The sequence below is a fragment of the Rhodococcus sp. ACS1 genome, from assembly GCF_002300155.1.
In the GTDB taxonomy this organism is placed as follows: Bacteria; Actinomycetota; Actinomycetes; order Mycobacteriales; family Mycobacteriaceae; genus Rhodococcus_F; species Rhodococcus_F koreensis.
The window spans coordinates 200449-226210 of record NZ_NSDZ01000004.1; the positions used below are offsets into that span (position 1 = coordinate 200449).

The window sequence follows — 25762 nt, forward strand, 5'->3', positions numbered from 1 at the left end:
GGAGGCAATCATGGCCAAACTCCGCTTCGGTTACTTCATCGCTCCCGTCCATGCGCCGGGCCAGAACCCCACGGCAGCTCTCGAACGCGATCTGCAATTCGTGGAACACCTAGACATGCTGGGATACGACGAAGTGTGGTTCGGCGAGCACCATTCTGCCGGTAGTGAGATCATCGCATCTCCGGAGATCATGATTGCAGCGGCGGCACAACGCGCGCCGCGCATTCACTTCGGAACCGGAGTGACTTCGTTGTCATATCACAATCCACTATGGGCGGCCGATCGGATCATGCTGCTCGATCATCTCACTCGGGGCAGGACAATCTTTGGAGTAGGACCGGGCTCTCTCCCAACTGATTCGGCGATGATTGGTCTGGATCCGACGGAAACGCGGGAACTTCTGCAGGAGAACTTGGACATCGTGGTTCGCCTGCTGCGGGGGGAGACCGTGTCCGCAAAGACGCGTACACATGAACTGTTCGATGCCAAGCTTCAACTTTCGCCATTCTCTGCTGACGGAATCGGCATCACTGTAGCCGCGGTCGCCTCTCCCACTGGTGCCCGGCTCGCCGGCAGATACGGACTGGGGCTGCTTTCGATCGGTGCAACTCTGTCGGCGGACGGCTTCAATGCTCTTGCCCATCACTGGGATATCGTGGAAGAGCGAGCGGACGCCAACTCGGCAACCGTTGATCGGCGCAACTGGAGCCTTTGTTCGCCATTCCATATCGCAGAAACCGAAGAAGAAGCACGCCGACAGGTCGCGTATGGCATCGAGCACTGGTTCGAATACTTCCAGCACGTCGCCGCCTTCCCTCAGATGGCCGTGAACGGAAGCGAGGTGAACGAGATGATCGACTTCATCAACCGATCGGGCATTGGCGTCATCGGAACCGCCGAACAGGCACGGATCCAGGTTCAGCGACTGTGGGACCAGTCCGGTGGATTCGGAAGCTTGCTGCAGCTGGGCCACGACTGGGCGAATCCCCAAGACACCAAGAGTTCTGCGGAGCTGTTCGCTCGAGATGTCTTCCCCCATTTTCAGGGGCAGTATCAGTCGACTGTCGATGCCGCGAATCGTGCGCGTGCAGTCCGCACAGGGCACGCGGAGGCCCAGCTCGACGCCGTTGAGCATATGCGTCTGAAGTACGCCCAGGAACTAGCCGAGAAAGCGTGAGATCATGACAAATCGTACAGTCGATCCGCTAGAAGTAATCTTCCGCGATGCGATGGCTCACGTGTGCACCCCGGTCGCAGTCATCACGGCCCTCGACGGCGAGCGTCCGCACGGAACAACGGTCAGCGCCTTCATGTCACTGTCGATGACACCTCCGATGGTCCTGATTGCTCTTGACGATCGTTCCGATCTACTCGAACTGATCCGGGCTACAGGCAGATTTGCGGTCAACGTGTTGAATTCGGAACAAGGCGATCTGGCCGTGTCGTTCGCGAAGAAGGGTCCGAGCAAGTTCGACGGAGTCGAGTGGAGTCGAGTCCGGGCGTTGCCAAGGATCGAGGATTGTCCGGTGTGGATTGCCTGCGTCGCCGAAGAGCTCGTGTCTGGAGGCGATCACACAATAGTTACCGGATCCGTCGAGGCGGTGGAAACCCGTGCCTCGAGTCCGTTGACCTATCACGACCGCACGTTCGGTACCCATGCGATCTCCGAGTCCCGACTTGAAGAGAGCGCATGATGTTCATCGAACTTTCGTTGGGATTCGTCGCCTTGCGAGAATTTGATGATCTTTCTCGTCTCCACGTCCAGGCACCCCCAGAAATGACGTTGGAGAGTATCGACTCTTCACTGAGAGCTGCCAACCTCGGCCGAATCGATGACCTGGGTACGGCGATCACGATCAGTGAACTTCGAGCTCGCATCAACGAGGTCTGGGCTCCGCGTTCCCCAGCGTTCGACAAGATGATCGCCTACGCGACAGACAAGGGTTGGGTGTCGAGCGACGGTCGCGATCTTCGCGCGCACATCATCAGGAAGGAATCGAAGATGTAGCTCGGGTTTACGCACTGGCATCGTTCGAGAAACTGAAGGTTCTGGGAAGAAAATGAAAGTCGATACAGCAGAACGCGCGATCACTGCGATCGCGCGTGGGAATATGGTGGTGGTCCTCGATGACAAGGATCGCGAGAACGAAGCTGACCTGATTATGGCTGCCGAGTTTGCCGATACCGATGCCATTGCGTTTTACCTGCAACACACGTCTGGATTTCTTTGTACCGCAATAACTGAGGACCGATCGCACTCTCTTCATCTCCCCATGATGGTAGAGAACAACACCGAGAGCCATCGAACCGCATTTCTCGACAGCGTCGATGCCGCCAGAGGGATCACCACCGGCATCAGCGCCGCGGACCGTGCAGCCACCATCCGCTTGCTGTCAGACCCCTTGACGGTCGCCGGGGACCTCGCTCGTCCCGGGCATGTTATGCCTCTGCAGGCAAGAAGCGGCGGCGTCCTGGCACGCGCCGGGCATACCGAGGCAGGCGTCGACCTATGCAAGCTTGCCGGAATCCAGCCGGCCGCACTAATTTGCGAGCTCATAACGGCGGACAGAAGGGAGATGCTGCGTGGTGACGATGCTATTGCATTCGCACGGGAGCATAATCTCGCTGTAGTCACTATTGCCGACCTGATTGCCACTCGCGAGCGAGCAGAAGCCAAGTTGCATCGCACTGGAAGAGCGACTGTGCCGACTCCCTATGGAACATTCACGGCAGTGGCCTATCGCGCGAGGAACAACGTAGAGCACCTTGCGTTGGTGCTGGGCGATGTCAACAGTGGCGTTGCGGTGCCGGTCCGGGTCCACAGTGAGTGCATGACCGGTGACCTCTTTGGTTCGTTTCGGTGCGATTGTGGAGACCAACTAGAGGCGTCATTGACACTCATTGGCCGTCGCGGTTCGGGGGTCGTGATCTACATGAATGGCCACGAGGGTAGGGGAATCGGACTCGGTAGAAAACTGCAGGCGTATCAGATGCAAGAGGAGCAGCAACTCGATACTGTCGATGCCAACACGGCCCTCGGCTGTCCGGTCGACAATCGGGACTATGCTTCCGCCGCATCGATCATCGTCGACCTCGGAATCGAATCCGTCGCGCTCATGACCAACAACCCGGATAAATCTGAACAACTAGCTGCTCTCGGAGTGGTGATCTCATCACTGATACCGCTGCAGACGCAGCCGACGAGGTTCAACATTTCCTACCTGGTGGCCAAGCGGGATCGTTTGCGGCACATTCTCGACCTGCCCGCGTCAACCTGAGGGCAGCTGGCCTTTCGAAGTCATTGTGCGATCGGGTTCCCTACTTGGTCATCGGGGCTGAGTCCGATCACTCCCTAGCTCCAATTGTCGCAATACTGGCTGATCTGTGGACGATTGGCCGCAAGCATCGTCCGATCCCGCGCGCAGTCAAACGGGTGAGTGCGCCGGGGTCGCGCATCCCTTCACCCGCGGAGAACCGATGGATACCTACGATCAGGCGCTGCTCGACTTCGCTCTGCGGTGGAGCTTCTATGGTGGCGGTGACGATTATGTCTTCACGGAGTTCGGAATATCGCCGGCGACGTTCTACCAACGTGTGTTGGTGTTGGTGGAGAAGCGGTTCTCCACGTTTCTCGACACGCGATCGAAGGAGCACCTACGCCGGCACTGCACCGAGAAGCTACTCTCGATGGAGGGCCAGCTCATGCCTCTGGAACATCATCTGCCGTCTGAGTCGCAGGCCCTCTGCGCGGGGAGCATGCGGGAGTGCGATGTGGGAGAGGCTTCTTGACGGCCACGGCACTATCGCCGGCTCTTCCGTAGTCCTCGCAGTGGACAGAGCTCGCTGCGTAATCGTCCTCGGCCTCGATGATGGATCGAAGCCAACCCGCGGGAGGTCAACGACCTGTGTCGTGGAGGAGCGCCGTGTCCAACCTGCGAATGGACGGATCAAGAACCTCAGGCAGGAATAGATGTGGAACAGGCACAACGACAATGACATTCTCGACTTCGCGCTTCTCTGGGAGCCTCTTGGCGGACCTGGTCTCGACAATGTCGCAGCCGCCTTCGCCATCGATGTCCGTGAGTACCACGTGCGACTCGGCGGTGCTGCCAAATCCGAGTTGGCCAGACTTCAGCAAGGCATCACGTCTCCCGAGCGCATCTATGGGCTGTCCACCATTGCAGCGTTTGATCGGGATCTCCGCACTGATGGGTGATAAGACCTGAACTGGCTTGTGGCTCCGGAAACGATCGCTCCGTAAACGTGGAATCAGCAACGCCGATTTGGTGCCGTTCGACGGCGAGTTCCATTGCAGTCCGGCAGACCTCTGAGTAGCAGTCGCCCAATGTCATTGGTTCGATACGCCGAGCTGCTGCTTGGCGGGAAGGATCGATGATGACCGAAACACTGGATCCCATGGCAGCGACCGAGGTGGATCAGAAGCAGTTGGCCGAGCAACTCATGGCCCAGGCCAAGGAGCAGGGGGTGGATTTGATGGGCCCGGACGGGCTATTGAATCAGCTCACCAAGATACTGATTCCTCGTTCACCCCGCAGATCGTCAAGAAGCGTCAACGTCGGCTGACCGGTATCGGCGAGATCGTATCATTGCTGACAGCAAAGGGTTTAGCTACCGGCGAGGTCTCTGCCCACTTCCAGGATGTTTACGGAGCGACGGTGTCGAAGGACACCATCTCGCGCATCACCGACAAGGTCGTCGGCGAGATGACCGAGTGGCAGAAACGGCCGTTGGACCGCGTGTGCCCCGTGGTCTTCGTCGATGCGATTCACGTGAAAGTGCGGGATGGGCAGGTCACGAGCCGGCCGATGTTCCCCCGCACGCGGGAGGGACCCCTGTCGCGATCGGGGTCACCGTCAACGGCGAACGCGACATTGCCCGATGCCATCAACGCGGTGTCGGAACTCGCAGTGGTGCCGACGTGCATTATTCATCTGATACACAACACCGTTCGGATCGACGCCGGACAGTACTGGGATGAGATGGCGCGTGATCTCAGACCCGTCTACACGGGACCGTCCGAGTCTGCGGCGAAGGAACGATTCGGTGAATTCGGTGCGAAGTGGGGCGAGCGTTATCCGGCGATCGTACGGATGTGGGGGAACGCGTGGACAGAGAACGCGGCCGTTCCTGGACTATGACGTCGAGATCAGGCGAGTCATCTGCTCGACAAACGCAATCGAGTCGGTCAACGCCCGTTACAGGCGTGCGATAAGGGCTCGTGGACACTTCCCGACCGAGCAAGCAGCCCTGACATGTCTGTATCTCGCCACACGGGCTCTGGACCCCACCGGGATGGGTAAGGCGCGATGGGTGATGAGGTGGAAGCCAGCGCTCAACGCGTTCGCAATCACCTTCGAAGGCCGCATCACCCCGAACGGTAACTAACCGACGCAGAGGTCGGATCCAACCTTGATTGGACACTCCCAGTTGCCTGTTGTCGTCTGCATTGCCGGTGTTGTTCGTGCCACGGGCGTCGACCCTGTCGGCGCCCATTTCCGGAGGGGTCGGGAGAACCATTGAAGAATTGGTCGCAACCCCCGTGGTCTATGGTTCATGGTCTCATTGAAAATAACTGCAACAGTCTGTAATTCAGAGCGCCCTCGGGCCGGCGTTCAGATCGCGGATAGATTAGCAGCTCGTGGGTTCGCGTGCGATGAAATGTTTGAGGTCGAATCCGTCTGCGGTGACCTCGGCGGGGGTGGGTGTAGTTCCTTTGGCCAGTGCCTTGCGGGCCGCTATGTGCACGGCTGGGTTGTTGAGTGATTCGACGCAGGTCAGTTTGTCCTGGCGAAACCGGTAGACGGAGAATCGCCCGGAGTGCGGGTCTCCGTGCGGGACGCAGAGGTCGTCGGCGTTGCCGATGCCGGCTATCTGTAGTTTTATCCGGCCCTGGTTGCTCCAGAACCAGGGCAGTGACGAATATTCGGTGGGGGATCCTGTCAGTGTGCGGGCCAGAGTCCGGGCATGGTCGACCGCGTTCTGCACGGATTCACGGCGAGTCGGCGTGCCGGCGTGCGGGCAGGGGAATTCGGCGCAGTCTCCGATCGCCCAGATGTGCTCGTCATTGGTGCGGAGGAACGCGTCGACGAGGATGCCGCCGTATTCTGTGGCCAGTCCTGCGGTGGTGGCGACCTCGGTCGCGGGTTCGACGCCGATGCCGACGACGACCAGATCCGCCGGGTAGCGCCGACCGTTCTGGCCGAGGACGGCGGACACCTGAGTGCCGTCGCCGTCGAATGCGGTGATGGACTCGCCGAGGACCAGGCGAATACCATCCGCGGCGTGGGTGTCGGCCACGACCTGTGACATGTCGGCGGAGACGGCGCGTGCCATCGGCCGGGAGTGGTGCTCGATGACCGTCACGCCGAGGCCCCGGGCCCGGGCGGCGGCGGCGAACTCGAGCCCGATGAACCCGGCGCCGACGACTGCCACGGTGCGTGCGGTGGCCAAGGCGTCGTGCAGGCGCGAGGCGTCGTCGGCGGTGCGTAGGTAGTGGATTCCGCTGAGGTTGGTCCCGGGGACGGCCAGGATCCGGTTACGTGCCCCTGTGGCCAGTACCAACTCGGAGTAGCGCAGGTTCTCGCCGTTCGACAAGTGCACCGTGCCGGCCGTGCGGTCGATGTCGACTACGGAGGTGGCCTCGATGAGGGTGATGTCGTGGTCGGTGAGGAACTGGTGTGTCTTGAGCGGCAGCGGTTCGGGGGGCGCGGCCTGCGCGAGGTGATCCTTGGACAGCGGCGGCCGTTGATACGGAAGCCCTGCCTCGGCGTTGACCAGAGTGATCGCGGCGGTGAAGTCGTTATGTCGAAGTGATTCGGCGAGTTGGGTTCCGGCGTGGCCTGCGCCGACGATGACGATGTGTTCCATGCTCAGACCTGGCTCTCGGGGAGGTCGACCTCGATGTCGGTGAGTGCGTCGGTGATCGTGATCTGGCAGCCGAGGCGCGAGCGGGTGTTGTCGCGGTCGGTGGCGGTGCAGTCGAGCATCTCGTCCTCGTCTTCACCCATCGCGGGCAGTGCCTCGAGGTAGGGCTCGCGTACGTAGACGTGGCAGGTGGCGCACATCGCCTGTCCGCCGCATTCGCCGACGATCCCGGTGATTCCATGGGTGACGGCGGCGCGCATGACGGAGGTGCCCGGTTCGACGTCGAGGACGTCGGTCTGTCCGCCGGGATGGTGAAACGTGAGCTTGGACATCGAAAATGCCTTTCAGTTGTCCCAGGTGACGGGAAGGGTGATCAGTCCGCGGAACACCCGAGTGCGAAGTGGGTGAACTACGCTCCCCACCGGACCGGAAGAGACGTCATTCCGCGAAAGACCCATCCCGCGGCTGTGGCAGGGTTGTTCTCGTCGAGTCGCAGTCCGGGAAGTGCCTCGAATAGTTGTGGAAGAGCAATGCCGGCTACCGCCGCGCGGGCCACCCAGGCGCCCGCGCAGAAGTGGTTTCCTCCACCGAATGCGAGGTGGGGTTGCTTGGCGCGATTGATGTCGTAATCCTCCGGGTCGTCGAAGACGGCGGGGTCCCGGTTCGCTGCACCGACGGCCACACCGAGACGCGCACCTTTCGGAAGTGAGATGCCCTCGAGGACTGTCGCGCAGGTGGTTTCACGTGGATACATGCCGATCGGAGCCACCCATCGTACGGCTTCGTCGAACACCATCGAATACGACGACGGGTCCGCCAGCACCTGGGCCAACTGATCAAGGCGCGACAGCAATGCCCAGACGGCCACTCCGAGTACGTCGCGTGGCTCGTTGAGACCACCGCCGATGGTCATCTTCATGTTCGCGCGGATTGCGTCCATCGGGATCGGAAGTTCGGCCATCTTCGACAGCAAGCTGGAGTCGGGATGCTTCCGTAGGTAGGGCAGAATCTCGTCGATCGCGTCGTCGACTTCATCGAAGCTCTGATCCGAGCGGGCCCACACGTCGGAATCGTTAGCATAATTGCCAGTTCCATCCATCATCGTCTGCGACCATCGCTGCATGTCTTCCTGGGTCGCATTGTAAAAACCCATCACTTGCCGAAGGTTTTCCGCCGCGTATGGTGCGCAGTATTCCCACACCAGATCGGCTGCTGGTCCCGCGGCCTTCAGCTGGCTCAGGTACTTCTCGCTGTTTTGTAAGAAGATGGCATTCCACGTGTCCTTGATTGCGCGCGGCCGGAGGACGCCACCATATGATCGGCGATCGACATCGTGTTCGGGATCGTCCTTTCGCAGCATCGAATGGCCCATCGCGCGCTTCATCAGAGAGTCCGTCTCATCTGCGGAGAAAGTCGCTTGGTCGTTTTCGATGATGTGACACGCGTGATATCCAGTCACCATGTACCGGTTGACTTCCGGCACCCAATGTATGGGCGATTCCTCGCGCATGCGCCGGTAGATCGGGAACGGATCCTGATGCAAGTCGGAAATCGTGACCCAGTCGGCAGTGGGGGCTGCATCTGCGCCCCTCAGCTTGTCGGAAATTACTGTCACCGAAGCTCCTTTGTTCGTAGGGCGCATCCGTCGCTTGACTGGCGTGCGCCGACTTCCAAAGTATGAGCGGGAGAGCATATGCGGGGAAAGTTCACATATCCTCCGTATATCCACCGGATTATGGAGGAAGGTGGTAATACGTGGTCATCGATGCGCGCGCTCTCGGCGTCGGCAGTCGCCCCGGTGTCAATTCGTTGGGGGTGGAAAACCATGCAAGCTTCGTTACCCAGGGCGTTCGACGCTTACGCCAATTACTCGAGATGGTGTGGTGGGTCGCCGCAGTGGATGCGGTGTCAGCCGTGCGTTGTCTACGGCCGGACGCCGCGCAGGTGCCGGACTGCCCGACGCGGTGGTCGATCGCAGTTGCGGTGGTGACCGCCACTGCGAATTCGCGTCACAGTCCGACAGCGCTTTCGAGGAGATCGAGTTCGGCGTCGAGGTGGTCGAGCATGGGGTGCAGATCCGGGACGGTGCGGCGGCAGCCGGTGAGGCCGAAGACGATCTGGTCGTCGCTGCTGGCGGCGGTGATGTTGAGTGCCTGCCCGGTGGTGGGGATCGAGAGCGGGTAGAGGGATTCGAGGCGGGCGCCGTTCCAGTACAACGGGGTTCGGGGACCGGCGACGTTGGAGATGACCACGTTGAACGGCGGACGCAGCGGCCCCCGCCGGCCGAGGAACATCTCGACTCCGAGCGGGGCGGCGCCGAGGGCGCTCATCGCGAGCACCTGGGCGGGGCTCATCGCCTGCAGCGCGGCCTTGCCCTCGTTCATGCAGTTGCGCACCGTCTCGAGGCGGTGCGCGGGGTCGGGAAGGTGGGTGGCCAGGTTGCACATGAGCACTCCCACCCGGTTGCCTCCGGGAGTGCGGTCACCGGTTCCGGTCTCCGGCGCGCGCAGCGACACGGGGACCATCGCGATCAGCGGGTTGTCGGGCAACGCGTCGCGGGTGTGCAGGTAGGCCCGCAGGGTGCCCGCGCACATCGTCAGCACGATGTCGTTGATGGTCGCGTCGGCGTGCTTGGCCAGCAGCCGGATCCGTTCGATGGGGAACGACCGGGCGGCGACGTGACGGGCCCCGCTGATCGGCACGTTGAACAGGGTGTGCGGCGCGGTGAGCGACAACGCACCACCCTTGCCGTGCAGGGCGCGGTCCACGGTGCCCAACGCCGCGGGCAGCAGTCCGGCCACCTCGCCCGCCGCGGCGCGGGCCGCGTCCCACGCCATGGCCGGAAGCGCGGAGCCGGGACCGGTCGTGACGGCCGTGCCCGCGTCCGGCACGGCCGCCAGCGGGGTCCGGGGCTGCCAGGGGGTGGGCATGTTCCGGCGGTGCGGGTCCTCGCTCATGCTGTCGCGGAGCAACCTCATCGCGGACGCGCCGTCGGCGAGGGCGTGGTGGATCTTGGTGTAGATCGCGTAGCGGCCGTCGGCGAGGCCCTCGATCAGGTGCATCTCCCACAACGGCCGGCTGCGGTCGAGCAGGGTGCCGTGCAGCCGCGACACCAGGGTCATCAGTTCGGCCATTCCGCCCGGCTGCGGCAGGGCGTCGCGGCGCACGTGGTGCTCCAGATCGACCTCGTCGTGCGGAAGAGTGTCCCAGCCCCACTGGCCGAGCGACGTCACCGAACGGCGGGCCCGCTTACGGAAGGGCGCCGCCACCTGATCGCCGATCAGCGCCGCATCGAACATCGCTCGCACGTCGGACGCGGACGATCCGTCGGGTGGGGTGAACACCGCCAGGCCGCCGACGTGCATCGGATGCTCGCGGGATTCGCCGAGCAGAAACAGTGAGTCGGTCGGCGCCATCGGGAACAGCATGTGGTGTCCTTACCGTTCCCGAAACGGGATCTGCCTGCGCGGATCCGTTCCCCCCGGAACTGTCGTTCATGTCGATATTGCCGTGTGTAAAAGTAACGTTTAGGTGTGGTTCATGTCACAAACCGGTCTCGCTGTTTTAGTTGTACAGCACAGCCACCGTTTCCGCCACACACACGATCACACTCTTGCGATCAGACGCCCGTGTATACGGTCTTCCCCCAGGTGTAGAAGTCCACGGCGCTGCGACCCTGCTCCCGGAACGTGTTCGTGGACGAGTCCTTCACCCCGCCGAACGGCACGTTCAGGTCCAGCCCGGCCGTCGGGCGGTTGATCTTGACGACGCCGGCCTGTGCCCGGGCGGCGAAGTCCGTCGAGCGCGCCAGGCTGTCGGTGCAGATGCCCGCGGTGAGTCCGTAGCGGGAATCGTTGACGGCGGCGAGCCCGGTCTCGTAGTCGGCGACCTCCAGGACGGCGACGACCGGCCCGAAGATCTCGTCCGTGACCGCCGGATCGTCGAGCGGGAGATCGGTGAGCACGGTGGCCGGGAAGAAGAGCCCGGCGGACGGGTCGCCGGCGTAGTCGCCGTGCCGCAGTGTGGCGCCGCGTTCGACGGCGGAGCGGACCGCGGCCTGATCCTGCTCGAACTGCGCGCGGCTCACCACCGCGCCCATCCGGGTCGTGTCCGCCGAGCCGTCACCCGGAACGTACCGCGCGGCCTCCTCGACCAGCGCATCGACGAACGCTTCGCGGATCCCGGGGGTGACGTACACGCGGGACGTCGCCGTGCAGGCCTGCCCGGTGAGCCCGAACGCGCCCGCAGCCACCACCTGTGCGGCGTTCCGGGCGTCGTCGAGCACCAGCACCGCGTTCTTGCCGCCCATCTCGAGCTGTACCCGGGCCCGGCGCGCGTTCAGGATGTCCTGCAGCCCCAACCCGACGGTGGTGGAGCCGGTGAAGGACAGCCCCGCGACGCGGGGGTCGCGGGCCAGGGCGTCACCGACCACCCGTCCCTTGCCGTGGACCACGTTGAATACCCCGGCGGGGAGACCGGCGTCGTGCAGGGCGCGGGCGAGGTGGGTGGCCGACAGGGGCGTCAGTTCGGCCGGCTTGAGCACCACGGTGTTGCCCGAGATCAGAGCGGGTGCCGTCTTCCACGCCGGGATGGCGATGGGAAAGTTCCACGGCGTGATGAGCCCGAAGACGCCCAGGGGCTCGCGGCGGGTGGTGATGCTGGTTCCGGGCAGCCCGCTGGGGAGCACCTCGCCGGTGGCCGCCCATCCGAGGGACCCGAAGAACCGCAGTACGTCCACGGCGCGCGTGACTTCGCCCCGGGCCTCGGCGAGGGTCTTGCCTTCTTCACGGACGAGATCCGCGGCCACCGCGGAACCCCGTTCCTGCAACAGGTGTGCCGCCGTGATGAGGATGGCGCCCCGGGCCGGTGCGGGGAGCGCGGCCCAGGCCGGCTGCGCCGCGGCGGCGGCCGTGACTGCGGCGTCCACCTCGGCGGTACCACCACTCGGCGAGTAGGCGGCGAGCTCGTTCGGGCGGGCCGGGTTCCAGCGCGCGGTGTCGGCGCCGCCCAGCCATTCGCCGTTGACGAGGTGCTGCGCGGTCGGGACGTCGTTCCGGATGTGTGAGCCGGTGGGCTCGGTGACGGTCGTGGTCATCGTGTCTCCTCGGGAGGTGGAGGGCTGTGTTCTGCCCTAGAGGCTGCGGATCAGGCCGCCGTCGCAGCGGAGTGCGACGCCGGTGATGTACGACGCCGGGGCGCTGCACAGGAACGCGGCGGCGGCGCCGAATTCGTCGGGGTCGCCGTAGCGGCGGGCCGGGATCGTCTTGCGCGATTCGATTTCGATGTCGGTGACGGTGACACCTCGGCGCTTGGCGGCGGCCGCGTCCAGCTCGGCCACCCGGTCGGTGGCGATCCGGCCCGGCAGCAGCAGGTTGACGGTGACGCAGTCGAGGGCGACTTCGGCTGCGAGGGTCTTGAGGTACCCCGCCAGGGCCGCGCGACCGGTGTTGGACATCGCCAGATTGGGCAGGGGCGCAGCAACTCCGGAGGAGCCGATGGCCAGAACCCGGCCCCAGCGACGCTCCCGCATGCCGGGTAGGACGGTCGAGACGAGTGCGTGGTGCGGGCGGAGCAAGATGTCGAATGCCGCCGCGAGATCGTCCGCGCCCAGGGTCGCCGCCGCGCCCGGTCTGGGGCCCGGGGCCGTTGAGGAGCTGCGCGCGGCGGCAGGCAGTCTGACGTTCCACGCGTGGTTGTAGGCCGTAAACCTGTAAGAACATGTCCTTCTGTGTCATAATGACCACGTGAAGTTGAGCCCGTGGGCCAAGGAGCAGGGGGTCTCGTACCGCACTGCGCTGAATTGGTTCCACGCCGGAAAGCTCCCCGTGCCCGCCAGGCAGCTCCCGACCGGCACCATCCTCATCGACCCGCCCGTTCGGGAACCCGGTGTGACCGTGGCATATTGCCGCGTCTCCTCGCCCGAGCAGAAGCCCGACCTCGAACGCCAAGCCGGGCGAGTCCTGACCGGCGCAGGGGAGCGTGGGCTGTCGATCGACCGCACCATCACCGAAATCGGGTCCGGGCCGGGCGGGCGGCACGAGAAGCTGCGGAAGCTGCTCGCCGACCCGACCGTAACCACGATCGTGATGGAGCACCGCGACCGACTGGCTTCCTTCGGAGTGGAGTACCTGGAAGCCGCGTTGTCCGCGCAGGGGCGACGCATTGTCGTGCTCGATGATTCCGAGGTCCTTGATGATTCCGGGGTCGCCGACGACCTGGTGCGCGAAATGACCGAGATGCTGACCACGATGTGCGCGCGCCTGTATGACCATCGCTCCGCCCCTCGGAGGGCGGCGGCAGGGGTGCGCGCAGCGCAAGCCGAGCCCGGGGAGCCGACGTGATCCGGGCGTATCTGTTCGCCCTCGATCCGACCGAGGCGCAAGCCGACGCGATGGCCTCGCACTGCGGTGCCACACGGGTCGCCTACAACTGGTGCCTCGCGCGAGTGAAGGCGAACTGGTCGCAGCGTGCCGCGGAGCAGACCTACGGCCTGACCGGTGATCAACTCACCCCATGGATGGCCACTTCCGCCTACGGCCTGCGGAAAGCGTGGAACGCGGCCAAGAATGAGGTGGCGCCGTGGTGGAAACAGAACAGCAAGGAGGCGTACGCCTCGGGCTGCGCCAACCTCGCCGCCGCGCTCGCCAACCGCACGGCGGGCCGAGCGAAGATGCCCCGGTTCAAGTCCAAGCGGACCGCGCGCATGACGTGCAAGTTCACCACCGGCCAATTCGGGCTGGTCCGCGACCGCCGGCACGTGCAGTTGCCCGTGATCGGGGTGGTGCGCACCAGTGAGTCGACCCGCAAGCTGGCCCGCAAGATCGAAGCAGGCACCGCGCGTATCCGGTCGGCCACCCTGTCGTACCAGCGTGGCCGCTGGCATGTCTCGTTCTCCGTTGACCTCCCCGACACCGAACCCGCAGAACGCACCGGTGGCCGGGTGGTCGGCGTCGATCTCGGTATCTCGCATCTGGCTACCCTCTCGACCGGTGAGCAGGTGCAGAACCAGCGTCGCCTCGATGCCGAGTTGCGGAACCTGCGCCGCGCCGAACGGGCCTGCGCTCGCCGCCTGGGCCCGGACCGCCGAACCGGTGTCGCGCCGTCGAACCGGTGGAAGAAGGCCCGCGCCCGCGCCGACCGCATCCACACCCGCGTGGCGAACCTGCGTCGCGACGACACCCACCAGTTCACTACCCGTCTGGTGCGGGAGTTCGACACGATCGTGATCGAAGACCTGCACGTGGCCGGGATGCTGCGGAACCGGCGTCTGGCCCGGCACATCGCCGGTGTGTCGTGGGGGCAGATCCGCCGTCAGCTCACCTACAAGACCGAACGGGCCGGGGTCCGGCTCGTTGTGGCGGACCGTTGGTTCGCTTCTTCCAAGACCTGCTCGGAGTGCGGGACAGCGAAAGCCAAGCTGCCCCTGAATGAGCGGGTGTTCGCGTGCCTGGCCTGCGGGATCGTCCTTGATCGGGATGAGAACGCGGCCCGGAATTTGGCCGCTTTGGCGGTCGACACCGGCGAGTTGCGCCGGGAGCTGCCCGATGGAAGCGATGTCAGACGGGCGTGCTCGCACGCTCCGCAGTCGCACCGCCACGGGAAGAGTCCGACAGGACTCAACGCCACCACCGCAAGGTAGTGGCTCGATGAAGCGGGACATAGCATCACACTTCATCGAACGGTATGACGCATCACGGCATTTCATTTCACTCTCCCGTGATGTCCGAGAGCTGCGCAAGGGTGAGGCCCTTCTCCTAGCGAATAGGCGAATGTTGTTGCCGCCGGTCGTCAACAGGGAACTCGTGGCGGGGGAGTGGGCGTGGCGCTCTCGACCGTCATCGGATCCGCGATTGTCGAGGTCGGCACGAGGGGGTTCCCCGCAACGACGGGCGGTCAGAGTTCGATGTACAGGAAGTTGTCGCCCCAGTTCGTCTCACCGGCAGTCGTGGCGAAGTAGAAGATGCGCTCGGAGAATCCGCAGTCGAAGTACTGGGCGATTTTCGATTCGCCGGGAGCGAGCGTGCCGAGGGTCGTGCTCTCGTACACGAGCGGGGTGTGGACAGTGACACCGGTGGCGGTGCCGTCGCCCTCGTTGGTGACGCGCACGGCGCACGCACTGATGCCTTCGATATTTGCCTGGGTGATCACGAGATCGGGGCCGTCACCCAGGGAGCCGAACGGCGCGGCGGACGCCGTTGCCGTTCCGACGGCCATCAGTCCCGCGATCATTGCCCCCGCCACTGCCGTACGTCGAAGGTTGCGCATGTTGTGCCCTTTCCTCGGTTGTCCGGTACTCAATACACAGTGATCTCGGTGCTGCTGGGGATGTGCGGGCGGTCGGTGGTCAGCGTGACCTCGACGCGACCGGATCCCGTCTCGAGGTGGGCCCACGGTTCCGCCGGGAAGTCGAGCAGTCCGCCGCTGACGTCGGCCGACCACGATCCTGTGGCACCGGTATCCAGGTTGCGCCAGTGCAGCGTCGCGAATACCGAGCACAGCACTCCCGGCGTCGCCGACACACCGACGAACGTCGCGTTCAGCCGAACGTAGACCAGCCCGGGCAGCGCGTCGGTGGCAACGGTGACTCCTCCGATCCGGCCGCCACAGGCAATACCGTGAGCGACCGTCGCGGTGTCCGGAATGTTCACCCACCGGTCCTGCGTTTGATCCGCCGCGGCAGGGGCGGCGGCACCGAACAATCCGGCCAGCACCAGTCCGGTGATCGCGATCGACTTGCCGAGCGTGGGAAGAGACATGGTGCTCCAGATCGCCGTCGGTCAATGGTCCCGACGGTACCTCGGAAACCGAGCGTCGGCGTCGAACCTGTAGTCACTCCGTGGTGTGATCGAGTCATGACCGAGGAGAACGAGATTCCCACCATCGTCACCGCCAGCCGCGTCATCACTGCCCCGGCGCGGGTGATCTTCGAACTGATCGCCGACCCGGTGCAACAGCCGCGCTGGGACGGCAACGACAATCTGGCCGAGGCCGCGCCCGGACAGCGGGTGCGCGCCGTGGGAGACGTATTTACCATGACGCTGACCAACGCAGGCATCCGCGACAACCACGTGGTGGAATTCGACGAGGGACGGCTGATCGCCTGGACGCCGTCCGAGCAGGGCCATCCACCGCCCGGGCATCTGTGGCGCTGGGAGCTGGAGCCGCTCGACGAGAACCGCGTCCGGGTCACGCACACCTATGATTGGTCGTGCTTGACCGACGACCCGAAACGCCAAGAGCGGGCCCGCAGCACCACCTCCGACTGGCTGCTGGCATCGGCGGACCGGCTTGCCGAACTCGCCGAGGCGAGCGACGGGCAACCACCCGCCTGACAATCGAGGCCTGTCGGCGGCGGGCACTGTGCGCCACGCCGCCGACGGCTCCGATTACCGCCCCGGTACGACGGAGATCGTTCCCTGGCAGACGGCGTTCTGGGAATTGACGAACCACCATCCCGCGCCGGTCTGGACGGTGACGGTGAACGACACCGTTCCGGTTCCCGTCCAGGTCCGGTTGATCGGGATTCCCGGGTTCTGCTGCCACGCCGCCTCGTCGCTGACGCTGTGGCCGGTCGCGCCCGTCGTCGTGTTGTGCCAGTCGACCGACACCCGCGTGCCGTACCAGTTGATTCCGATGCTCGGGATCAGACCGCCGGGCGGCGTGGGCAGTTCGTTCCCGCCGCTGAGCAGGATCGCCGGCTCCAACACCGACCCACCCGGTCGCAGCGACTCCCCGGACGAAGCATTGACGGTCCACGTGAACGGCGGCGCCCAGACGAGCGGATTCGCGCTCGAGCACGTCATCGTCGTCGATGTCGGTGGTGCGGGCTGAGCATGTGCGACCGCACCCCCTCCTGCCACGACAGCGGTTCCCAACCCGACAGTGAGTGCCGCAGCGCATGCGCGGCGCCCCAACTGGTTGCTCATGAGCCCTCCCATTTCTTCATTCCCCGAGACTCGAGACGTACCTCGCCCCCTGGACTTTCGGCGGCGGACAAGAATTCGTTACAGCTCGTGCGAGTCGGGCCTCTCTCACGCACACGTATTCACTAGTTCCGGGCCGGTGGCAGGTCGCGTTGCACCAACAGCAATTCGGAGGCCGCGATGACACCGGGGAAGTAGAAGTAGCCCTCCGGGGACTGGACCAGATCGGCATCGTCGATGCCGTGGACTTCCCACACGTCCACTGCTCCACCGGTGTTGTTCATCCGCACGAACCAGTCGCGTTCCCGCTCGCCTGCAGCGAGGAAACAGCCCTGTTGCTCGGGGCGGTAGCTCCCTGCGATACCGCGAGCCGCACCCATCCGACTCCAGTCCAACCCGTATCGGGAAATGGATGCACGATTCAACACCGAGGTGACGTGGTAGCGGGGTGGCATTAACCCAAAGTAACTCGGAACATGACTATTACACAGTGAATTTCGGTCCCGACCGGATGCCGGAAGCGGCAGTGGCGTGGCAGTTCTCGGCCGGGCCCTTCAGTTGGATGCTGACGCAAGATCGCTCGCTGTCAGCGCGAGGATGTCGTCGGCGTGGCTGACGGCGATGAAATGACCACCACCGCTGACCGGGTGCCAGACGGCGCCCGGAGTCCTGTCGGCCACCGTCTTGTTGATGATTTCGGGGACCAGGGTGTCTGCGCTGCCCTGCCAGAAGTGCACCGGGCGTTTCACTTTGGACATGTCGAACGGCCAGGCCTCGTAGAGCATCGTGGCGTCGACGACGAGTCCGTCTGCGCCGTGGCGAAAACACTCCCGGCTTGCCTTCAGAAAGGCTGTGAGGACGTCCTCGTCGGCCAGTACCTCCTGGTCTGCCGCGCACGCCGACTTCGTGATCGCCTGCCCGTAGCGATCCTCGAAATGTGTGGCACTCATGCCGAGCAGCTCGTACATGAGCGTGAAACCGGGGTGGAAGTGCAGCGCCAGGCGACCGCCCAGCGCGTCCACGCTGCTCAGATGCTTCGCGGCCCAGTTCGCGCCGAACGTTCCGTAGTTGCCGCCGGCGATGCACACGACGCTGACCAGTCGCATCGGGTCCAGATACGCGGCCGCCGCCAGGGCCCACGGCCCGCCCTCGGACCAGCCGGTCACCGCGAACCGGTCGGCGTCGAACGAGTCGGCCAGCAGCAGGAGGTCGTCGGTCCAGCTCTCGAAGGTGCGACCCGGCTGGAGGTCGGACCGACCGATGCCCGGCCGATCCGCGCAGACGAATCGCAGTCCGTTGGCCTTCGCGTACGAGTCGAACAGTTCGGCCTCCAGTCGGCTCGACGGTCCGCCGTGGTTGTGCAGCACGAGCGGCCCGCTCGGGTCACCGGCTTCGAGATACGTGATGGTCCGGCTGCCGATCCGGATGCTTCCCTCGCTCGTCACGTGGACTCCTCACAGTGTTGGCCGGACGCCGAAACCGGGTGGGCGGCGTCGAAACTGCAGGTACTCGGATCTTTTCCATACTAGGCTCGACGGGTAGTCTGTCCCGAGCAGTAGGGGGTATCCGGCGTGGTGCAATCGACGGAGCGGCACGGTGTGCGCACGCGCGGCGGTCGCGGATCTCTCGCCTTCCTCTCGATCGTCCTGGCCGGGGTCCTGCTTGCCGCCGGGTGTGGGCAGCAGGACTCCGAGTCCGGTGGCGAATCGCAGCAGGACCAGACGACGTCCGAGGCGAACCTCGTGCCCGAGGACGTGGTCGTCGCGCTGGATGGAGTGCAGAGCTACTTCCCTGAGATCGAGCGACAGACCGCGACGGGTGAGAACTCCACGGCGGCCGGTGCCCCCGAAGCGACGCGAATGGTCATCTACGAAGGCGGCGATGGGCGAAGGGTCACGATCTCCGTGGATCAATATGCCAGCCCCGACGCGGCCTCCACCGCATTCGAGCAGGCGATCGGCAAAAGTGAAGTCGTTCCGGGTTTCGTGGCGCTGCCTGCGCCCGCCGGCGTCGGCGACAAGGCGTTCGCCGGTTCCGTAACTCAGGGAGCGGACACGCACATCGGGTACGGCGCGCTCGCCGGTGAGTACGTCATCGGGGTGACCTCGGCCGGCTATCCGGCCACTCCCGAGAACGTCGACAAGCTGACCGGTCTCACGCGCGACGCGGTCGCGAAGGCCACCACGGCATAGGGCCGCGCCAACACCGCGTCAGGATTGCGGTCGCCGGAGTCAGATCGGCGTCAAGACCCGCCGAATCCTCGCGCGACGGGGGTAGATCTGGAACTGAATCCCCGAGTCGGCCCACCCACGGCCGTCGACGGATCGAGGAGGTTCCGATGACGCTTCATCTTCCCCATCTGTTCGCGCACGAGCAGTCGCGGCAGAACACGGTGCTCGACCTCTCGGTGCTCGGCGCGACCGGGCCGGGCATCGAGGACGCGCTGCGCGCGGTGGTGGAACAGCCGCAACCGCGGCTCGTCGGTTTTCGCTGCGCCGCGGATTCCGAAGCCATCGACGACGCGATCGCGCTGATGGAACAGGTCCGGCGCGACTACGGGGTGATCCTGACGGAGCTGGTCCTGGCGGACGCGGATCGGGTCGATCTGCGCGAGGCCGTCGACGAAGCCCTGGACGAGGCCTGCGCCCGGAACCGGTTCCCCCGCCCGAGTGTCGTGTTCACCGGGCGCCCGGCTGTTTCCGCCTTGACGAAATCTTGACGCCGTCACCCCTTGCGCCCGGTTGAACGCGCGTTTAGCGTATTAAACATGCGTTCAACCAATGTCGCTTCCGGGGTCCCGCAACCCGACATGACCACCCGCGCCCGAGTGCGCGACGCGGCCATCACGGTGTTCGGCAATCACGGTTTCGGCACCGGAGTGCGGGCGATCGCCACTGCCGCCGGGGTGTCACCCGGCCTGGTCATCCACCATTTCGGTTCGAAGGACGGTCTGCGCGCCGAATGCGACGAGCACGTTCTGCGGATCATCCGGGAACAGAAGGCGGAGGCCATTTCGACGCCCGGGCCGGCGGGAGCCATGCAGGCCCTCGCCGACATCGAGCAGTACGCCCCATTGGTCGCGTACATCGTGCGGAGTTTCCAGGCGGGCGGAGGTCTCGGCGAATCCCTCTTCGAGCACATGGTGGAAGACACCACGCAGTACCTCGAACTGGGAGTGGCGACCGGAAGTGTCCGGCCCAGCCGCAACCCGGCGGCGCGGGCCCGCTACCTGACCCTCTACAACGTCGGCGCGATGCTGCTCTACCTGCAGATGCGCGCCGACAAGGAAGTTCCGCTCGATTACGCCACGGCCATCCGCGACCTCGCCACCGACGTCACGCTGCCCGCCCTCGAGATGTACACCGAGGGTCTGCTGCCGGATTCGTCGATGCTCGAGGCGTATCTGGCTACCGAAGACGGCGCCGCGCAGGCGGGTGCGGCACCCCCAGAACATACCGACTCCCCGAACTAGGAGCAGCTATGAGCGTGATCATCGAAGTGCGCAATCTGGTGAAGACGTTCGGACGAACCCGGGCGCTGGACGGACTCGACCTCGAGGTCGGCGAAGGGGAAGTGCACGGGTTCCTCGGGCCGAACGGGGCAGGCAAGTCCACCACCATCCGCGTCCTCCTCGGCAGCCTCCACCCCGACAGCGGTGAGGCCATCGTGTTCGGCCGCGATCCGTGGCGCGACGCCGTCGCACTGCACCTCGACATGGCGTACGTCCCCGGCGACGTGACACTGTGGCCGTCGTTGTCCGGCGGCGAGACCATCGACCTCCTCGCGCGGATGCGCGGCGGACTGGACGAGACCCGCAAGCGGGATCTGATCGAGCGTTTCGACCTCGACCCGCGGAAGAAGGGGCGGGCGTATTCGAAGGGCAACCGGCAGAAGGTTGCCCTGGTGTCGGCGTTTTCGTCCGACGCCCGCCTGCTGCTGCTCGACGAGCCGACGTCCGGGCTGGATCCGTTGATGGAGCAGGTGTTCCGTGAGTGCGTGGGCGAGGCCCGCGACCGCGGGGTGACGGTGCTGCTGTCCAGTCACATCCTGTCCGAGGTGGAGGCGCTGTGCGAGCGGGTGACCATCATCCGGTCGGGGCGGACCGTCGAATCCGGGACACTGGCGTCGATGCGGCATCTCAGCCGAACATCGATCACTGCCGAACTTCTCGGTGATCCCGGCGATCTGAGTCGCATCGACGGCGTGGCGGACATCCAGTTCGACGGGACCACGCTGCACTGCCAGGTCGACAGCGAGCATCTCGGCCAACTCATCCGGGTGCTCGGCGACACGGGGGTGCGGAGCCTCGTCAGCAAGCCCCCGACCCTCGAAGAACTCTTCCTGCGGCACTACGAGATCGACGACGGCCCGACGGCGTCGTCCGACACGGTGGAGAAGGTGCGGGCATGACTACCGCGACGGTGTCCCGGTTCCGGCCCGTGGAACCGGCGCCGGTATCTTCCTCGGATTTCACGGGGACGCTGCACTTTCTGCGGTTGTTCCTGCGCCGGGACCGGATCGCGCTGCCCCTGTGGGTGCTGATCTTCGCGCTCGCGCCCGCGCTGTACGTCACGAGCATCGCCGACATCTACACCTCGCCGGCCGACCTGGCGGAGTTCGCGGCCACCACGGCGGCCAGCCCCGCGCAGATCGCCATGTACGGGCCGATCTTCAACTCCAGCCTCGGTTCGGTGGGGGTCTGGAAGGCCGGCATCTACTACACGCTGATCGGGCTGGTGGTGATCCTGACCGTCATCCGGCACACCCGCGCCGAGGAAGAGACCGGCCGGGCCGAGCTTCTCGACTCCACCGCCGTCGGACGGTATTCAGGTCTGACCGCGGCGCTGATCCTCGCCGGTGGTGCCTCCGTCATCACCGGGATTCTCTGTGCGGCAGCGTTACTCGCCCGCGACCTCCCGGTGGGCGGCTCGGTGGCCTTCGGGACGTCGCTGGCCTGCTCCGGTCTGGTGTTCACGGCGGTGGCGGCCGTTGCGGCCCAGGTGAGCACCGGCGCCCGCGTCGCGCGCGGCATCGCGTTGACGGTGCTGGGCGTCGCGTTCGCGTTGCGCGCGGTCGGTGACGCCGGCAGCGGCACCCTGTCGTGGTTCTCGCCGCTCGGCTGGGCCTTGCAGATCCGTCCGTATGCCGACGAACGCTGGTGGGTCGTTATCCCCAGCCTGGTTACGGCGGCCGTACTCACCTGGGCGGCATACGCTCTCCTGCGCCGTCGCGATGTCGGCGCCGGCCTGATCGCCGAACGGCCCGGTCCCACCGACGCATCGCCTGCGCTCGCCGGAACCCTCGGGCTTGCGTGGCGGATGCACCGCGGCACACTCGCGGCCTGGACCGCCGGGCTCGGACTGTACGGACTGCTGATCGGCAGCGCCGCGAACGGCGTCGGCGGCCAGGTCGGCAACAGTCAGACGATCCGCGACATCATCCTGCGGATGGGTGGGTCGCAGTCGCTGGAGGAATCGTTCATCGGCTACGCGTTCACCATGCTCGCCATCGCGGCCGCGGCCTACGCGATCTCCGCGTCGTTGCGGTTGTACTCGGAGGAGAACGCTCAGCGTCTCGAGCCCGTGACCGCCGGTTCCGTCGGCCGGGTCCGGTGGGCGTCGAGCCACATCCTGTTCGCGTTGCTGGGTCCGGCGGTCGCGATGGTGGTGGCCGGGGTGGCCGGCGGGCTCACCTACGGCGCGTCCGTCGGCGACGTGGGTGGGGCCCTGCCCGGCGTGGTCGGGGCGGCGCTCGTGCAGCTTCCCGCGATCTGGATGCTGGCCGGAGTGACGGTCCTGATGTTCGGTGTCGTTCCGCGGTTCACGCCGGTGGCGTGGGGAGTGCTCGTCGCGTTCCTGCTGATCTTCATGGTGGGGTCGATCGCGCAGTTCCCGCAGGCGGTACTGAATCTCGAACCGTTCAGCCACGCTCCGAAGCTGCCGGGCGGCCAGTTCGAATGGGCGCCGATCGGGTGGCTGCTGCTGATCACGGCCGCGCTGATCGTGGTGGGTGTGGCGGCGTTCCGGCGGCGCGATCTGCGCTGATCCCCGGCCGGTGTGCACACTGAAGGCATGGCACGTGTGCACACCGGCGAGTCCGTCCTGGCCCGGACGGTGCGGATCGTCGAATCGTTCCGTTCCGACGATTCGCTGCTCACGGTGTCCGAGATCGCCCGGCGGTCCGGTCTCCACATCTCCACGACGTCGCGGCTGATCGACGAACTGGTGGGATGCGGCTGGCTCGAGCGTGAGGACCGGAAGGTGCGGATCGGGGTTCGCCTGTGGGAGGTGGCGTCGCGGGCGTCCCCGACCCTCGGGCTCAGAGAGGCGGCGATGCCGTTCATGGAGGACCTGCACGCCGTCGTCGGGCAGCACACGCAACTCGGTGTCCTCGAAGGCGACGAGGTGTTGTTCATCGAGCGACTCACGGCGCCCGGAGCCGTCGTCAACTACACGCGCATCGCCGGCCGGATGCCGCTGCACGTCTCTTCGTCCGGGCTGATCCTGCTCGCGCACGGACCGTCGGAGCTCCAGGAACGGATCCTCGGAGAGCCGTTGAAGGTGTTCACCGACAAGACGATTCGTACCCCACGACAGTTGCGGGGTGTGCTGGCGGACGTGCGCCGGCACGGCTACATCCTCTGTGCCGGTCACCTGTACCCGGACACGACGGGTGTCGCGGTTCCGGTGCGGGACGGCACCGGCAAGGTGGTCGCCGCGCTGTCGGTCGTCGTGCCGAACGACGAGAAGGCGTACGCGCAGATCCCCGCGCTGCAGGCGGCCGCGAAGGGCATCGGCCGCGTGATGGCGACCGCGTCGAAGTAGGCCCTCTGCGGTGGACTATCCGCCCCGCCCGTGCCACGGTGGAATCGGAACCACTTCTCCCGGAAAGCGCAGCGCCATGGAAAGCACCGCACAACCCAGCCCCCTGGAATGCCCGGACTGCCACGCCCTCACCGCGGATCTCGAGGCCCACAAACTCTGGCATTCCCGGCTCGTGCACGACATCGCCACCGCGGTCGACAAGGACATCAGCCGACGGGCACACACCACCTGACTCAGTCGGCAGACACGGCGAGCACGACTTTTCCGCGCACCTGCCCGTCGACGAGGCGACGGAGGGCCGTGGTGGCCTCGCCCAGCGGGTACGTCCGCTCGACGACCGGTGTGACGTCTCCCGACTCGACGAGGTCGCGGAGCACGCGCAGGTCGGTGCCGTCCTCCTTCGAGACGAACGCGCACAGCGTCCGACTCGAGAAGGGGGACAGCGCCAGCGCGCGGAGTTGGCGATCCGTGCCGCCCAGCCACCGTCCGTCCGTTTCGCCGCCGACGATGACGAGTCTCCCGCGCGGAGTGAGGACCCGGCGCAGCCGCGACAGCGACGTGTTGCCGCCGATGTCGAGGACGACGTCGTAGCGTCGTCCGAGCCGGGTGACGTCGTCGGTTGCGTAGTCGACGACGTGATCGGCGCCGGTCGACCGGACCAGGTCGACCTTCGCGGTGCTGCACACGCCGGTGACCTCCGCGCCGTACGCCTTGGCGATCTGCACGGCGAACGTGCCCACACCGCCGGAGGCGCCGAGGATCAGCACCGACTGCCCCGCCGCGACCCTGCCGTGGTCGCGTACCGCCTGCAGCGCCGTGAGCCCGGAGATCGCGATCGCCGCGGCCTGCTCGAACGTCAGGTCGGCCGGCTTGTGCGCGAGTTTGGCCGCGGGCGCGCACGCGTACTCCGCGAACGTCCCGGTGCCGATGCCGAAGACGTCGTCGCCGGGCCGGAATCCGGTGACGCCGGGGCCGACCGCTTCGACGCGCCCGGCGAGGTCCATCCCGGGAACGGCGACCTTGGGCCTGCGGAGGCCGTACCCGGCGAGGCGCAACGGGTACGGGAGTCCGGTCACGAGGTGCGCCACGCCGCGATCGACTCCCGCCGCGTGCACTCGGACCAGCACCTGTTCGGCGGCAGGAACGGGTATCGCGACGTCCCGCAGTTCGAGGATCTCGGGCGGCCCGTAGACGTCCCGGACGACGGCCTTCATCGTGCCGCGTTGGTGCTCGGACGCGGAAGTGGGGCGTTCGGGTTCGGTCGGTGACTCCATTGTCGGGGCTCCGTTCGGAGAGTGATCGGCCTCTGCTTACAGCGTACGCTTACAATGTAAGCCTGATGCGTACAACGTTTAACTGTCCCGATGGAGAATGAGCGATGACGGAACTCCGTGTTCCCCTGACCCGGGAGCGCGTCCTGCGCGCCGCCGTCGACCTTGCCGACGACAGCGGTGTCGACGCGCTCACGATGCGCCGGATCGCGCAGGCGCTCGGGGTGGAGGCGATGTCGCTGTACCGCCACGTGAAGAACAAGCCCGACCTCCTCGACGGCATGGTCGACGTCGTCTTCGGCGAGATCGACCTGCCGCAGACCGGGCTTGATTGGAAGACCGCGATGCGCCGGCGGGCGATCTCCGCACGCGACGTGCTCGCTCGGCACCGCTGGGCCACCGTTCTGATGGAGTCCCGCGCGACGCCCGGTCCCGCGACGCTCCGCCACCACGACGCGGTACTGGGGATTCTGCGGGCAGCGGGATTCTCCATCGAGCTTGCCGCGCACGCCTTCTCGGTGCTGGACAGCTATATCTACGGGTTCGCGATGCAGGAGGCGAGTCTGCCGTTCGGCTCCTCCGGCGAACTCGCCGACGTGGCGGAGGCGATCCTGGCGAGTGTCCGGGCCGACGAGTACCCCCACCTCACCGAGTTCGTGACGGAGCACGCGATGGCTCCCGGCTACGACTTCGGCGACGAGTACGAGTACGGGCTGGATCTCGTTCTGGACGGACTCGAGCGTGTGACGGCACCGGAAATTCGCCTGGGGGAGTGACCTCGGTTGCGGCCTCGACTTTCAACTATTGAAAATGCTCTGGCGGCTCGGCCCCTGCTCGGAAGATCCTCGAACAAACGCGA

General features: G+C 65.6%; 29 protein-coding genes and 1 pseudogene. 18 read left to right on the forward strand and 12 right to left on the reverse strand.

Annotated features, from left to right (window positions below):
• The first annotated feature begins 10 nt into the window (after nt 1-10).
• From CJ179_RS13260 to CJ179_RS13290, 7 genes and pseudogenes are all read left to right on the forward strand, one after another.
• Complete coding sequence (locus tag CJ179_RS13260; RefSeq protein WP_095862656.1) at nt 11-1177, forward strand: LLM class flavin-dependent oxidoreductase; 1167 nt, start codon at nt 11-13, stop codon at nt 1175-1177.
• A 4-nt stretch (nt 1178-1181) separates the two neighbouring features.
• Complete coding sequence (locus tag CJ179_RS13265; RefSeq protein WP_072936842.1) at nt 1182-1694, forward strand: flavin reductase family protein; 513 nt, start codon at nt 1182-1184, stop codon at nt 1692-1694.
• Nucleotides 1691-2008, forward strand: a complete 318-nt coding sequence (locus tag CJ179_RS13270) for a hypothetical protein (protein WP_074933867.1) — start codon at nt 1691-1693, stop codon at nt 2006-2008. The genes CJ179_RS13265 and CJ179_RS13270 overlap by 4 nt, the downstream gene beginning before the upstream one ends.
• A 52-nt stretch (nt 2009-2060) precedes the next feature.
• Nucleotides 2061-3278, forward strand: coding sequence for a 3,4-dihydroxy-2-butanone-4-phosphate synthase (gene ribB, locus CJ179_RS13275; protein ID WP_095861839.1), 1218 nt, complete (start codon nt 2061-2063; stop codon nt 3276-3278).
• A 199-nt stretch (nt 3279-3477) separates the two neighbouring features.
• A complete protein-coding gene (locus CJ179_RS13280; RefSeq protein WP_241031354.1) occupies nt 3478-3789 on the forward strand; it encodes a DUF3263 domain-containing protein in 312 nt (103 codons plus the stop codon).
• A gap of 181 nt (nt 3790-3970) precedes the next feature.
• Nucleotides 3971-4216, forward strand: coding sequence for a hypothetical protein (locus tag CJ179_RS13285; protein WP_095861840.1), 246 nt, complete (start codon nt 3971-3973; stop codon nt 4214-4216).
• A 179-nt stretch (nt 4217-4395) separates the two neighbouring features.
• Nucleotides 4396-5406 (forward strand): annotated as a pseudogene (locus CJ179_RS13290) (transposase).
• 243 nt (nt 5407-5649) lie between these two features.
• Here the strand turns inward: CJ179_RS13290 and CJ179_RS13295 are convergent.
• The 6 genes from CJ179_RS13295 to CJ179_RS13320 all read right to left on the reverse strand — a co-directional run bounded on the left by CJ179_RS13295 (nt 5650) and on the right by CJ179_RS13320 (nt 12559).
• Entirely contained in the window at nt 5650-6888 is a 1239-nt protein-coding gene (locus tag CJ179_RS13295; RefSeq protein ID WP_095861841.1) for an NAD(P)/FAD-dependent oxidoreductase, read from the reverse strand.
• Nucleotides 6889-6890: 2 nt separating this feature from the next.
• Complete coding sequence (locus CJ179_RS13300) at nt 6891-7217, reverse strand: 2Fe-2S iron-sulfur cluster-binding protein (RefSeq protein WP_095861842.1); 327 nt, start codon at nt 7215-7217, stop codon at nt 6891-6893.
• A 77-nt stretch (nt 7218-7294) separates the two neighbouring features.
• Nucleotides 7295-8500: a cytochrome P450 gene (locus CJ179_RS13305; RefSeq protein ID WP_257015479.1), complete on the reverse strand. Its 1206-nt coding sequence runs from the start codon at nt 8498-8500 to the stop codon at nt 7295-7297.
• 394 nt (nt 8501-8894) lie between these two features.
• Nucleotides 8895-10313: a wax ester/triacylglycerol synthase family O-acyltransferase gene (locus CJ179_RS13310; protein ID WP_095861844.1), complete on the reverse strand. Its 1419-nt coding sequence runs from the start codon at nt 10311-10313 to the stop codon at nt 8895-8897.
• Nucleotides 10314-10504: 191 nt separating this feature from the next.
• Nucleotides 10505-11980, reverse strand: a complete 1476-nt coding sequence (locus tag CJ179_RS13315) for an aldehyde dehydrogenase family protein (RefSeq protein WP_095861845.1) — start codon at nt 11978-11980, stop codon at nt 10505-10507.
• Nucleotides 11981-12016: 36 nt separating this feature from the next.
• Nucleotides 12017-12559 carry an SDR family oxidoreductase gene (locus CJ179_RS13320; protein ID WP_373560147.1) on the reverse strand — a complete coding sequence of 181 codons (543 nt, stop codon included), beginning with the start codon at nt 12557-12559 and terminating at the stop codon, nt 12017-12019.
• A gap of 70 nt (nt 12560-12629) precedes the next feature.
• On the opposite strand from CJ179_RS13320, the gene CJ179_RS13325 reads away from it, so the two are divergent.
• Nucleotides 12630-13226 carry an IS607 family transposase gene (locus CJ179_RS13325; protein ID WP_095861846.1) on the forward strand — a complete coding sequence of 199 codons (597 nt, stop codon included), beginning with the start codon at nt 12630-12632 and terminating at the stop codon, nt 13224-13226.
• Nucleotides 13223-14524 (forward strand): IS607 family element RNA-guided endonuclease TnpB, encoded by a 1302-nt coding sequence (tnpB, locus tag CJ179_RS13330; protein ID WP_095861847.1) that lies wholly within the window; start codon nt 13223-13225, stop codon nt 14522-14524. The genes CJ179_RS13325 and tnpB overlap by 4 nt, the downstream gene beginning before the upstream one ends.
• Before the next feature lie 254 nt (nt 14525-14778).
• Here the strand turns inward: tnpB and CJ179_RS13335 are convergent, their stop codons facing one another.
• Both CJ179_RS13335 and CJ179_RS13340 read right to left on the reverse strand, forming a co-directional pair.
• Nucleotides 14779-15150, reverse strand: a complete 372-nt coding sequence (locus CJ179_RS13335; protein ID WP_072936853.1) for a hypothetical protein — start codon at nt 15148-15150, stop codon at nt 14779-14781.
• A 29-nt stretch (nt 15151-15179) separates the two neighbouring features.
• Nucleotides 15180-15641 (reverse strand): hypothetical protein, encoded by a 462-nt coding sequence (locus CJ179_RS13340; RefSeq protein ID WP_095861848.1) that lies wholly within the window; start codon nt 15639-15641, stop codon nt 15180-15182.
• A 96-nt stretch (nt 15642-15737) separates the two neighbouring features.
• Here CJ179_RS13340 and CJ179_RS13345 point away from each other — a divergent pair, with 96 nt between their 5' ends.
• Nucleotides 15738-16217: an SRPBCC family protein gene (locus CJ179_RS13345; RefSeq protein WP_095861849.1), complete on the forward strand. Its 480-nt coding sequence runs from the start codon at nt 15738-15740 to the stop codon at nt 16215-16217.
• Nucleotides 16218-16271: 54 nt separating this feature from the next.
• Here the strand turns inward: CJ179_RS13345 and CJ179_RS53765 are convergent, their stop codons facing one another.
• From CJ179_RS53765 to CJ179_RS13360, 3 genes are all read right to left on the reverse strand, one after another.
• Entirely contained in the window at nt 16272-16811 is a 540-nt protein-coding gene (locus CJ179_RS53765; RefSeq protein ID WP_095861850.1) for a hypothetical protein, read from the reverse strand.
• A gap of 122 nt (nt 16812-16933) precedes the next feature.
• On the reverse strand, nt 16934-17188 hold the full coding sequence (locus CJ179_RS13355; RefSeq protein WP_095861851.1) for a hypothetical protein: 255 nt from the start codon (nt 17186-17188) through the stop codon (nt 16934-16936).
• Nucleotides 17189-17362: 174 nt separating this feature from the next.
• Complete coding sequence (locus CJ179_RS13360) at nt 17363-18253, reverse strand: alpha/beta fold hydrolase (protein WP_095861852.1); 891 nt, start codon at nt 18251-18253, stop codon at nt 17363-17365.
• 126 nt (nt 18254-18379) lie between these two features.
• Between CJ179_RS13360 and CJ179_RS13365 the strand changes: the two genes are divergently transcribed.
• From CJ179_RS13365 to CJ179_RS51360, 7 genes are all read left to right on the forward strand, one after another.
• Nucleotides 18380-19000 (forward strand): hypothetical protein, encoded by a 621-nt coding sequence (locus CJ179_RS13365; protein WP_095861853.1) that lies wholly within the window; start codon nt 18380-18382, stop codon nt 18998-19000.
• A gap of 146 nt (nt 19001-19146) precedes the next feature.
• Nucleotides 19147-19527, forward strand: coding sequence for a decarboxylase (locus CJ179_RS13370; protein WP_095861854.1), 381 nt, complete (start codon nt 19147-19149; stop codon nt 19525-19527).
• A gap of 48 nt (nt 19528-19575) precedes the next feature.
• Nucleotides 19576-20280, forward strand: a complete 705-nt coding sequence (locus CJ179_RS13375) for a TetR/AcrR family transcriptional regulator (RefSeq protein ID WP_095861855.1) — start codon at nt 19576-19578, stop codon at nt 20278-20280.
• Nucleotides 20281-20288: 8 nt separating this feature from the next.
• Nucleotides 20289-21218: an ABC transporter ATP-binding protein gene (locus tag CJ179_RS13380; RefSeq protein ID WP_095861856.1), complete on the forward strand. Its 930-nt coding sequence runs from the start codon at nt 20289-20291 to the stop codon at nt 21216-21218.
• Complete coding sequence (locus CJ179_RS13385; RefSeq protein ID WP_095861857.1) at nt 21215-22852, forward strand: ABC transporter permease; 1638 nt, start codon at nt 21215-21217, stop codon at nt 22850-22852. Before CJ179_RS13380 ends, CJ179_RS13385 begins: the two co-directional genes overlap by 4 nt.
• A 27-nt stretch (nt 22853-22879) precedes the next feature.
• Complete coding sequence (locus CJ179_RS13390) at nt 22880-23632, forward strand: IclR family transcriptional regulator (protein WP_095861858.1); 753 nt, start codon at nt 22880-22882, stop codon at nt 23630-23632.
• A 76-nt stretch (nt 23633-23708) separates the two neighbouring features.
• Nucleotides 23709-23864, forward strand: coding sequence for a hypothetical protein (locus CJ179_RS51360; protein WP_179377577.1), 156 nt, complete (start codon nt 23709-23711; stop codon nt 23862-23864).
• 1 nt (nt 23865) lies between these two features.
• On the opposite strand, the gene CJ179_RS13395 is transcribed toward CJ179_RS51360, so the two are convergent.
• Entirely contained in the window at nt 23866-24906 is a 1041-nt protein-coding gene (locus tag CJ179_RS13395) for an NAD(P)-dependent alcohol dehydrogenase (RefSeq protein ID WP_244163712.1), read from the reverse strand.
• Nucleotides 24907-25010: 104 nt separating this feature from the next.
• Here CJ179_RS13395 and CJ179_RS13400 point away from each other — a divergent pair, with 104 nt between their 5' ends.
• On the forward strand, nt 25011-25679 hold the full coding sequence (locus CJ179_RS13400) for a TetR/AcrR family transcriptional regulator (protein ID WP_072936865.1): 669 nt from the start codon (nt 25011-25013) through the stop codon (nt 25677-25679).
• The last annotated feature ends 83 nt before the right edge of the window (nt 25680-25762 follow it).